We start from the raw sequence: 10,758 nt of genomic DNA, 5'->3' as shown, positions 1-10,758 counted from the left end.
TTGTTCGGGAAGAGGGAATTAAGGTGCTGCTCGTTGTTGGGGAAGAGGAAATTAAGGTGCCGTTCGTTGTTCGGGAAGAGGGAATTAAGGTGCTGCTCGTTGTTGGGGAAGAGGAAATTAAGGTGCCGTTCGTTGTTCGGGAAAAGGAGATCAAAGTGCTGCTCGTTGTCCGGGAAAAGCAAATCAAGATGCTGTCGTTGTTCTGTAAGGGTGATGAAGCTTATTGCTCGCGCTACTAAAAAAAGGCGGCCGCAAGGCCGCAAGGTAGGACACAGATAAAACCGAGGAAAAGGGTATAAGTCCTTACGTGGCTAGTGAGCTATGCTGGTCCAGGCCAGAAAGCACTCTCTTTTGAAAAATAAAATTTTGAGAGGCACAGGCTTTGGCATAACGACTGCTACCTGTGCCTGTGCCTGTGCCTGTGCCTGTAACTGTAACTGTAACTGTAACTGTAAACCGTTTCCGCTATGCTTTAAGGCTTTGCAGATATTTAACTCCTGGACGCTTCCAGCTGAGCATAGCTCGTACCGTAACGCTGTTATGCCTGCAGCAGCTCAATGCTCTGACGCAGTTCCCGTTCAATATCCGCCGCGCTCCAGTTTTCCATTGCCGAGGAAAAAGGCTCAAAAGCATAAATGCCGCGATAGCCCATACGTTCCAGCCTTTGAACCTGGGCCACGCTGTTAAGCAAGTCGCCTTTGCTTAACATAATTCGTTCTTCGTCAGTCAGTTCTGCCGTTGGGCGCGCATCTTCCACGCCAGAAAGATGTACCAGGCCAATCCCGTTAATGTCGATGCCCTTTTCAAACTCTTCTTCCGCTTTTTCATAAAGATGATGATGGAACGTATCCAGCACCAGGCGGAAAGGCACGCCCGCATCACGAATCAGCGCCTGGCTATGTACCGCCGAACGTAGCGAGCTAATCGGAAAGCCGAGCGGCTCGACCAGGCCTTCCACACCATACTTTTCAAACAGCGGGGCCAGGGTTTTCAGCGCGCTGATGGTTTCTTCTGCATCAACCGGCGTGCCGTCGTTTAACGGACAGAGAACCAGTGCTTTAGCACCGATACCTTCAGCATCTTTCAGCAGCGCCTCTGTTTTTGCCAGAAGCGCATCATCAATCTGGTTAAACGGATAGACAGCATTAATGGTGACAATTTCCAGGCCATAGCGCTGCGCCAGCTCGCGCACTGCGCTATGGCTAAGGTTATCCGTCACCTTACCGCTGCGCATATCGTTACGCAGTTCGACTTTATGCAGCCCCAGTCCGTGGACCAGCTGGAAAAATTGCTCAATGCTGAGAGCGGGCGCAATTTTACGGTTAACACAGAAACGGGTTGGATCGATGGCCATCTTGCTGCTCCTGCAGAATAAGAAATAAGGCTGAATAATGAGTGAGGGCGCAGACCCCGGCATGTCGTCCGGCCTTATCTTGCCAGTTCCGCCACCCGTCACGTTCAATTTCACTAAGAAAACATTTATTTCATATTAGTGGAATGATGAAATTTAAATTTTTGGATCTTTCTCGCAAAATTTCGTTTTTCCGCATCGGGACTTACGTTGTAGTAGCCGTTCTTACAGCTGAAAAAACAAAATGCTATCGGCCAGGAAAGTGGAGTATTACGGTGATCCCAGCGCTATTTCTGGTTTTTTCTTTTGCTCGCCACAAAGGGATAAGCCCGCGTTCGTCAATGTGCTGCCGGTAAAAAATGCGATCCACGCCGCTAAAAATGGATTTTCTAAAGTGGAGTATTTGAAAAATTTATTCCAATATAATACTGTCATTGCACGCATTTGGGAGTTGTCCGGTCGGATTGCCAGCTGAACAAGCGGCTATCCGCAGGAATACATACATTAAAGAGGCCAGAACATGACTACTACAGGAAACTTTATCGGCGGAAAAACGTCTCTGAGCGCCAGCAATGAAACTATTCCGATTTACGATCCGGCAACCGGTAAACCAGTGCGTGAATTGACGCAAAGCTCGGCGGAAGAAGTCAGACAAGCTATTGAAGTTGCGCATAATGCGTTTGATGGCTGGTCACGTACTTCGCCACTGCGCCGCGCACGCGTGCTGTTCAACTTTAAAGCCCTGATGGAACAGCACCGTGACGAGCTGGCCGCACTGATCGTGAGCGAGCACGGCAAAGTCTGGTCAGATGCGCTGGGTGAGTTGACGCGTGGTATGGAAGTCGTCGAGTTTGCCTGCGGTATTCCTCATCTGATTAAAGGCGAGAACTCTGCGGATGTTGCCACCGGTGTGGATAGCTACTCGTTGATGCAGCCGCTGGGCGTGGTCGCGGGCATTACGCCATTCAACTTCCCGGCAATGGTACCGCTGTGGATGTTCCCGATTGCGCTGGCCTGCGGCAACACCTTTGTCCTGAAGCCGCCAGCGCTGGACCCGTCAGCTTCTGTTCGTATGGCCGAGCTGCTGACCGAAGCTGGTCTGCCGGACGGCGTGTTTAACGTTGTTCACTGTTCTAACGAAGATGCCGAACAGCTTTATACCAATCCGCTTGTTCAGGCGGTCAGTTTTGTCGGTTCTTCTGGCGTAGCGGAACATATTTATAAAACCGCCAGCGCACACGGCAAACGCGTCCAGGCCTTTGGCGCGGCGAAAAACCACGCGATTGTTATGCCGGATGCCGATCTTGATGCAACGGTAAACGCCATTATGGGCGGTGCATTTGGTTCCGCGGGCGAACGGTGTATGGCGCTGCCGGTAGTGGTAGCAGTGGGCGATGACACTGCTGACAAACTGATTGCTGCCCTGACGCCGCTGGTAAAAGCATTGCGTGTGGGGCCGGGCATACAAAAAGGCAGTGAAGAAAACGAGATGGGGCCGGTAGTTTCCGCTGCGCATCAGAAGAAAGTGCTGGGCTATATTGATAAAGGTGTGGAAGAAGGGGCGAAGCTGGTGGTGGACGGCCGCAACTTCCAGGTACCGGGCCATGCTGAAGGCTACTACGTTGGCGGCACGCTGTTCGATAACGTTACGTCCGATATGGTTATCTGGCGTGAAGAGATCTTTGGACCGGTATTGAGCATTATGCGTGCGCCAGATTATGCCACGGCGCTGGAATTAGTTAACAGTCATGAGTTTGGCAACGGTAGCGCTATTTTTACCAGTAACGGCCACATCGGACGCGACTTTGTCCGTGAGGTTCAGGCAGGCATGGTGGGCGTTAACGTACCCGTTCCGGTGCCAATGGCGTTCCATAGCTTTGGCGGCTGGAAACGCTCCGTGTTTGGCGCGTTAAACGTACACGGACCAGATGGCGTGCGTTTTTATACCCGCATGAAAACCGCCACCGTGCGCTGGCCGAGCGGACAGAAAACCGTTTCTGAATTCAGCATGCCAACGCTGGGATAACGATAAGGAGACGCAATATGTCATTGCTGTCTAAAGCACAAAGGCCTGATGCGCAGGGACGTATTCAGCAGGTTACGCCAGAAAGCGCCAGCTGGCGCTATGTTGGCTTCGAAGCTTATCAGCTGAAGCAGGGGCAAACTATTCAGCTTGAAAGCGGTGATAAAGAGCTGTGTCTGGTGTTGATTGCCGGACTGGCATCGGTAAAAACTCGTCATGCCGAGTTCCCTGATATCGGTAAGCGGATGTCGCCCTTTGAACGCACGCCGCCGTACTCTGTGTATGTGCCGCATCATGACAAAGTAGAAGTTCGTGCCGACTCCGATCTGGAACTGGCAGTCTGCAGCGCGCCGGGCAGCGGTAATCTGCCCGCACGGTTGATTACGCCGGCAGATGTGGGCGTCGAAAAACGGGGCAAAGGGCGTAACAAACGTCTGGTGCATAATATTCTGCCTGACGACAGGCCTGCCGATAGCCTGCTGGTGGTAGAAGTTTATACGGACGAAGGCGATACCAGCTCTTACCCGAGCCACAAGCACGATCAGGAAAACTCAGAGACGGAAACCTATCTGGAAGAGACTTACTATCACCGTTTCGATCCGGAACAGGGATTTGCTCTGCAGCGCGTCTATACGGATGACCGCTCCCTGGATGAGTGTATGGCTGTCTATAACCATGATGTGGTCACGGTACCGCGAGGCTATCATCCGGTAGCGACTATTGCGGGCTATGACAACTACTACCTGAACGTCATGGCTGGTCCGGTTCGTCTGTGGAAGTTTAGCTGGGAAAAAGATCATTCCTGGGTAAACAGTGAAGCGTATCCACGTAAATAGAGCATTTTAGCGAAACGTGTTTACGGTAAGCCGAGCATTTTAGCGAAGCATACCCGTGTAAACAGGGCTTCTCAGTAAAGCGTGCTCATATATGCAGGGTATCTCAGTAAAGCGTGCTCATATATGCCGGGCGTCTTAGTAAAGCTGCTCGCATATGCAGGGTATCTCAGTAAAGCGTGCTCATATATGGCGGGTGTCTCAGTAATGCATGCTCGCATATGCAGGGTATCTCAGTAATGCATGCTCCCGTAAGCAGGGCGTCTTTCAGAGCAATGTTTTCTTTGTGAATGCATCAACGATACAGAGTTTGCCCGTCCTTTAATAAAGGGGTGGCGCTAGTCACCCCTTTTTGTTAGCGCTGGCTATTCGACTTCTTTCTGCCTCTGCTCGCGGGCACGACGCAGCAGTAGCCACATTCTGACTGTTCTGACCGCTACGGTACGTGCGGCAGTAGATTGCGTAGTCGGCTCTTCCGGGGCGCAGTCTGCGCAGGTGCGTTGCTGAAGATGGGCGCCTTTGCCATTTAAAATCAGATTCGCCACAATCGCCACGCAAGTGCCAAGCGTAATACCGCTGTGCAGGAACATTTTCGCCATTTCAGGAAGCTGCGCGAAAAGCTGCGGTACCAGCACGGGCATTAACCCTAAACCCAGCGTCAGCGCGACAACCATACCGTTATTGTTATTACGGTAGTTCACTTCGCCCAGCGTCCGAATCCCGGAAACCGCTACCATCCCGAACATCACCACGCCAGCACCGCCCAGTACGGGTTTCGGTACGATAACAACCAGGGCTGCCATTTTGGCAAAAAGCCCCATCAGGATCAGAATGCAGCCGGAAACCGCTACGACAAAGCGGCTTCGGATCCCGGTTAACCCAATCAGACCGACGTTTTGTGCAAAGGCCGCATAAGGGAAAAGATTAAAAAAACTACCGCAGAAGGTTGCCAGGCCGCAGGCTAACAACCCCTTTTTCAGGGTTTCCCTGTCTGCTTTGCGCCCTACCATTTCACCTGTTGCCATCATTGATGACATGGTTTCTACCATAACGACAACCATAACCATCGACAGCAGCAAAACAGGTACCAGGTGAAACTCAGGCAGAGCAAACTGCACTGGAACGGGAATATTAAACCACGGGCTAAGGGTTATGCGGCTGAAATCGAGCGTATCGACGAAGTACCACAGCGTTGAGCCAACGACCAGCCCAATCAGCACGGCAATATTTTTGAGCAGGCCGGAACCAAACGTATAAATATTCAGGATGATAACCAGCGTCAACGCAGCCATAGCCAGCGAGGTCACGCTGCCGAAGCTGGCCATCTCGCTGTTGCCGCCGCCGATCCAGCCGCCCGCTACCGGCATAATAGAAAGGCCGATCAGCGTGACAATAGACCCCATTACCACCTTAGGGAAAAAACGAACCAGTCGACAAATCCAGGGCGCGCTGAGCAGCGTAAAGGCACCGGCAATCATCACCGCACCAGATATACCGCCCATGCCATACTCTTTGCCTATTAACACCAGCGGTATTAGCGCAGCGAAAGTACAGCCCTGAACAACCGGCAGGCGGCAGCCTAGCCAGCGCCCGGCACCCAGCGTTTGCAGTAGTGTGGCAAGGCCGCAGACCACTAAATCACAGCTGATTAACACAACAATTTGCGCATCGGTCATGCCTAATGCCGCGCCTACGACCAGCGGAACGGCAACGGCCCCGGCATACATAACCAGCACGTGCTGCAGGCCATAGAGGATCATCTGCCCGACGGGCAGTATCCGATCGACGGGTAGAACGGAAGTCTGAAGCGGCTGATGAATCACGGATGTATCCATTACTCTCTCCCTTACGGCCAGGCCATCCCTGGCTACGATTCGAAGGCGTTCACAGTTTTGCCATGTTTTGCCATAGTCGTTCGGCAGCCTGGCGTGCTTTGGCATAAAGCGGTTCTGATTCAAAGGGGAAATGACGGTCCTGGTATACCATTCGGCCGGCAACCATTACGCTGTTTACCGCCGCGCTGTTTATGCCAAAGGCCAGATGACCCGCCAGGTTTTCTGCCTGTAGCGGCGTGGGGGAAACATAATCGCAGATGGTAAGATCGGCGGTATAGCCCACCGCCAGTTGGCCAAATGGCTGAGCAAAATTACGCTCCAGCAAAATGTTGCCGTTATGCAACATACGCAGAAAACTATCGGGCCATAGCGGGCCGCCCGCATCGCGATGTTTAAAATAAGCAAATTTCAGCTCTTCAAACATATCGGCACCAATACCGTCAGTGCCTAACGCCGCCAGCTGGTAATCAGGCAAACGATGGTTATAGCCAACATGGTTATTCATATTGGAACGCGCATTATGTACCAGACAGGCCTGGCGCTGATTCAACAGGGCAACCTCTGCGGGCGAAAGCCAGAGCGCGTGGGCAATCAGCGTTTTTTCATCCAGCAGACCAAATTTATCCAGGCGCACAATCGGGTCCATACCGTACTTATCGTGGCTGTGCGAAACATCATAGCTATCCTCTGCCACATGTATGTGCAGGCCGCGACCTGTTTCCCGCCTCGCTTCGGCCAGCATCGACAAACCGCTGTCCGGTACGGTAAAGGGAGCGTGGGCACCCAGGTGACATTCAACCAGGCGTTCCTGAACGCCTTTATCACGCTGTGCATCGATCAGGTGCGCAAAAGCTACGTTTTCTTCCACGCCCGCTTCCAGCTCGCGTAAACCAAAATTACGATCCGTTGTTTCAAAGCAGGTCATTCCGCGCAATCCGGCCTCTATAAAACCGCGCCGCAGGATCGCCAGCGATCCTTTGATAAAATTTGGGGAGGCATGATGATCGATAACGGCAGTACAGCCGTGACGAATGGCTTCCAGTGAACAGATCAGGCCGCTGTAATAAAGGGACTCTTCATCCAGCGCTCGATCCAGCCGCCACCAGAGGTTTTTCAGCGTTGAGATAAAATCCGGGCAGGGGGCTATCGGTGCCAGAATGCCGCGCGAAAGGCCAGAGTAGAAGTGGTTGTGCGCGCAAACCAGCCCGGGCATTACCAGCTTGCCGTGCAGACAGATAATTTCCGCCTGCGGATAGAGCGCTGACAGACTGCTGCCGATGGCAATAATTCTGTCGCCCTCGATGACAATATCGCTATTGTGCTCAACTCGGCAGGGGTGGAAATTTACAAGGGTACAATTTTTTAATAACAGCATGATTATTCCTCCACGCTGCCGAGCAAATAAGCGTGATGCTGGCGCGTATAGCTGATAATCCGCGCCATATCATGCAGTTCGTCAGGTACCTCAGCGATTTCTCCCTGCCTGTCGACCTTAAGCTGCCAGACGCGATTGTTAAGGCGAACCTGAACGTTTTGTCGATGGAGTACAAAGCCCGGATTAGTACTGTTCTCGAAGTCGTCCTGGCGGCTAAAAAGGGTAATTTTGTCTTTATAAGGTTTGCCTCGCCACGGGCAGAACTGGGCGCAGTTGCCGCATTCATTGCAGAACGCGTCCAGATGCAGAATTTGCTGGCGGCTGTTAAAACCCGGTACGGCAAGCGCAACGTTGGCACGATTAGGGCAGACGTCCACACACCTGGCGCACACGTAGTTACATTCCAGACAGCGAGCGGCTTCCTGACGGGCGAATGCATCTGGCTGACCCACGTCGATCTGCCGCACTGCTACCACGCCACGCCGACGATATATTGCCGTTGGGTCGCTATTCAGCCAGCGCTTGTTTTCATCGTTGTGATGAATGTTTTCCCGCTTAAGGATGGTGCGAGTCGCCTTACGTGCGCCACCAATGGCGGCAACAACAGAGGCTGGTCCACTTTGCACGTCGCCAATCAGAAAAACGTCTGGCAGACGCGTTTCCAGCGTATGGGGATCAACTTCTACGCTGCCGGAAGCGGCAAGGGGTAAGCCGATGCGCTGTAAAATTTCGTTATCTGCCTGTTCGCCGGTAGCGGCGATGAGCGCGTCAAAACGTCGGCTTAACGTTTGCCCGGTCGCAACCGGACGACGGCGGCCCTGTTCATCAGGTTCTCCGGGCTGCATAACACGGAGCAGCAGTTCGCCGTCGGCCTTAAAGCTTTCTGGATTCACCAGCGTCATAAACTGCACGCCGTCGCGTTTTGCTTCCGCAATCTCTTCCGGCCAGGCGGGCATATCCTGCTCTTCACGGCGATATAACAGGGTAACTGACCTGACGCCAGGAACTCTTAGCGCGGCCCTGGCGCAATCCATCGCCGTATTGCCTGCGCCAACAACGGCGATCTCGCCCTGAATGGCAGCAGGTGTATTTTGCTGATTGAATGCCTGAAGAAACTCAAAGGGTTTAAATATGTGCGGATTATCACCGGTCAGCGACAGCGCGTTATTTTTACCGGCACCGATGCCAATGCAAATATAGGTGAAGCCCTGCTGGCGTAGCTGCCCAATAGTCAGATGCGGATCGCAGTCAAAAACGAACCTTACGCCGTGATCGGCAATGAACTTAATATCCTGTTCAATCAGGCTGGCGGGAATGCGAAAGCGAGGAACAATATGTTGCACCACGCCGCCGGGGCCAGCTTCTCGCTCAAACAGCGTTACCGGATGACCTGCACGCGCCAGAAAATAAGCGGCGGCCAGACCTGCCGGCCCGGCACCCATTACCGCAACGGGATGTCGGTTGCCCGAACCCGCCGGTTTATGCCAGCGCTGACGGTAGGCTTGCCAGCCCTTTTCCAGCACGATTTTTTTGATTGCGCGAATGTTCAAAGCGTTATCGTAATCAAGGCGGGTACAGTTGTTCTGACACTGATGATCGCAAATATGGCCGGTAATGGCCGGTAGCGCGTTACGCTGATAGATCAGCTCCAGCGCCTCAACGTAGCGGCCTTCTCCCGCCAGACGAAGGTATTCCGGAATATCCTGGCTAATGGCGCAGGCGGTGACGCAGGGCGCGACGTAGCAGTCGGTCAACGGCAGCGGTTCGCCGGTATCGATCTGTTCACGAGATTTCCAGGACTTTTGTGCCCACTCAGCGGTTAGCGCTTCCTCAGCCAGCTTTTTCAATCGCGGAACATCAATATGCCGTTGCTGCCAGCCCGGATTTGTTTCGAGCAGCTGCGCGCAGGTTTTCATTCGCAGATAGCCGCCGGGTTTTAGCAAATCGGTGGCCATTGTCACTGGTTGAATACCGGTCGCGAAGATTTCAGCAATATTGTACTGGCTGGCCCCACCGGAGTAAGAGATGGGCAACTTCCCGGCAAAATGTTCAGACAGCAATGCCGCAACGTTAATGGATAGCGGATAAAGTGCGCGGCCTGACATATACATCTCTTCACCCGGTAAGCGATGTTTATGGTTGCGAGCGCCCAGCGTATTGGTCAGCTTCACGCCGAAGACGCGTTGTTTCTCGCGCCCCAGCGCCAGAAGCCGCTCCAGCATACCCAGCGCCTGCGCTAACGGCAGGTCGTGACTAAAGGACTCTTCGCTCAGTGAAACATAGTCAAAGCCGTTGTTATCCAGAATTTCCCTGACGCGCGCATAGCCCAGCAGCGTAGGATTAAGTTTGACAAAGGTATGCAGCTGCTTCTCCGTCAGCATATAGCGGCAGATTGACTCGATTTCGTCAGGGGGGCACCCGTGCATGGTCGAAAGGGTTACGCTGTTGACCATACGGCTGGAGATACGCGGTAATAAGGCCTGCAAATCGGGCGGGTTGGCTTTTTTCAGCAGCTGCCAGCGTCCGTCCGAGATAAAATTTTGCAGCATATACTGATAACGAGCGAATTTTGTATTCTGACTGGCGTCCATCATTTCGCTGATAAAGGTTTGCATGGCGGGCTGCTTAATACCCTGTAAATCGTAGCCGACGCTCATATTGAAAATAAAAGAGCGCTGTCCGCTTTCCCCACGCGGTGTAAAAATTGCTTCCAGCAGATGCAGAACGAACCACGCTTTCAGATATTCATCCCAGGCTTTGGGTAGCGTGTACTCCGTTGACCATTCTGTATTAAAAGCTTCGTCACTGGCGTCAATACAGGGCTTTTCCAGTTCCAGTCGATCCAGAATTTGTACGGTTTTCAGCTCAATAAAGCTGCCGCCAGCCAGCCATGCGGCGATAATATTTTGCGCCAGCTGCGTATGAGGCCCGGCTGCCGGCCCAACGGGCGTATCGCAGCTTTCCCCAAACAGTGAAATTTTTCGATGTTGATTTCGCTGATAAAATTCCGTTTCCGGAATGCCAAAAATTGTCCGGTTTTCCTCATACTCCGCGGCTGTTCGCGTCAGGAGTTCATCAAAGGGAATGGGACGCATAATGTCACCCATATATAGCTCCTTAATGCTGCTGATTAATCCGCCCCGGCCTGAAAGCAAGCGGTTTTGCAGGGGATAGCAACAAGCGAGCCAGGGCTGCCTCGACTCAGGTTTTCCGATAAATTTCGTGACGCCTTTCGCACTTTCAGGCGCGTGGTAAACGCGGCGGCGTAAGAGCTGAGAATGGCTTTCATTTAGAACGGGGCGGGGCGTTCACAAAGACGTAAATCTTCGCAATATAAGAAT

Annotated in this window: 8 protein-coding genes; 3 read left to right on the top strand and 5 right to left on the bottom strand. The window is 52.8% G+C overall.

Going from position 1 to position 10,758, the window contains the following annotated elements; all coding sequences use genetic code 11:
• Positions 1 to 239: hypothetical protein (locus tag KUE00_RS17490; protein WP_246761267.1), on the top strand; the 239-nt coding region annotated here is incomplete at its 5' end.
• Between the two features lie 299 nt (positions 240 to 538).
• Here KUE00_RS17490 and KUE00_RS17485 read toward each other — a convergent pair.
• Both KUE00_RS17485 and KUE00_RS17480 read right to left on the bottom strand, forming a co-directional pair.
• The gene (locus tag KUE00_RS17485; RefSeq protein ID WP_246761266.1) at positions 539 to 1,354 is read right to left on the bottom strand and encodes a TIM barrel protein; all 816 of its coding nucleotides are present in this window, start codon (positions 1,352 to 1,354) and stop codon (positions 539 to 541) included.
• A gap of 267 nt (positions 1,355 to 1,621) precedes the next feature.
• Positions 1,622 to 1,795, bottom strand: coding sequence for a hypothetical protein (locus KUE00_RS17480; RefSeq protein ID WP_246761265.1), 174 nt, complete (start codon positions 1,793 to 1,795; stop codon positions 1,622 to 1,624).
• Between the two features lie 76 nt (positions 1,796 to 1,871).
• On the opposite strand from KUE00_RS17480, the gene KUE00_RS17475 reads away from it, so the two are divergent.
• The gene (locus KUE00_RS17475) at positions 1,872 to 3,377 is read left to right on the top strand and encodes a CoA-acylating methylmalonate-semialdehyde dehydrogenase (protein WP_246761264.1); all 1,506 of its coding nucleotides are present in this window, start codon (positions 1,872 to 1,874) and stop codon (positions 3,375 to 3,377) included.
• Positions 3,378 to 3,394: 17 nt separating this feature from the next.
• Positions 3,395 to 4,210 carry a 5-deoxy-glucuronate isomerase gene (gene iolB, locus KUE00_RS17470; protein WP_246761263.1) on the top strand — a complete coding sequence of 272 codons (816 nt, stop codon included), beginning with the start codon at positions 3,395 to 3,397 and terminating at the stop codon, positions 4,208 to 4,210.
• A gap of 362 nt (positions 4,211 to 4,572) precedes the next feature.
• Here iolB and KUE00_RS17465 read toward each other — a convergent pair whose 3' ends face one another.
• The 3 genes from KUE00_RS17465 to ygfK are packed head-to-tail and all read right to left on the bottom strand — an operon-like array spanning position 4,573 to position 10,524.
• Positions 4,573 to 6,042, bottom strand: a complete 1,470-nt coding sequence (locus KUE00_RS17465) for a nucleobase:cation symporter-2 family protein (RefSeq protein ID WP_246761262.1) — start codon at positions 6,040 to 6,042, stop codon at positions 4,573 to 4,575.
• A 49-nt stretch (positions 6,043 to 6,091) separates the two neighbouring features.
• Entirely contained in the window at positions 6,092 to 7,417 is a 1,326-nt protein-coding gene (ssnA, locus tag KUE00_RS17460) for a putative aminohydrolase SsnA (RefSeq protein WP_246761261.1), read from the bottom strand.
• A gap of 2 nt (positions 7,418 to 7,419) precedes the next feature.
• Complete coding sequence (ygfK, locus tag KUE00_RS17455; protein ID WP_246761260.1) at positions 7,420 to 10,524, bottom strand: putative selenate reductase subunit YgfK; 3,105 nt, start codon at positions 10,522 to 10,524, stop codon at positions 7,420 to 7,422.
• Positions 10,525 to 10,758 lie beyond the last annotated feature (234 nt).

The sequence above is a fragment of the Erwinia phyllosphaerae genome (assembly GCF_019132875.1).
Lineage (GTDB): Bacteria > Pseudomonadota > Gammaproteobacteria > Enterobacterales > Enterobacteriaceae > Erwinia > Erwinia phyllosphaerae.
The sequence above is the reverse complement of the archived record's forward strand: the minus strand, read 5'-3'. Positions and strand labels throughout refer to the sequence as shown.

Bases quoted from the DNA above. Each gene is read 5' to 3' on its own strand.
- KUE00_RS17485 (WP_246761266.1), bottom strand. From the start codon at position 1,354: ATGGCCATCGATCCAACCCGTTTCTGTGTTAACCGTAAAATTGCGCCC.
- KUE00_RS17480 (WP_246761265.1), bottom strand. From the start codon at position 1,795: ATGCGTGCAATGACAGTATTATATTGGAATAAATTTTTCAAATACTCC.
- KUE00_RS17475 (WP_246761264.1), top strand. From the start codon at position 1,872: ATGACTACTACAGGAAACTTTATCGGCGGAAAAACGTCTCTGAGCGCC.
- iolB (WP_246761263.1), top strand. From the start codon at position 3,395: ATGTCATTGCTGTCTAAAGCACAAAGGCCTGATGCGCAGGGACGTATT.
- KUE00_RS17465 (WP_246761262.1), bottom strand. From the start codon at position 6,042: ATGGATACATCCGTGATTCATCAGCCGCTTCAGACTTCCGTTCTACCC.
- ssnA (WP_246761261.1), bottom strand. From the start codon at position 7,417: ATGCTGTTATTAAAAAATTGTACCCTTGTAAATTTCCACCCCTGCCGA.
- ygfK (WP_246761260.1), bottom strand. From the start codon at position 10,524: ATGGGTGACATTATGCGTCCCATTCCCTTTGATGAACTCCTGACGCGA.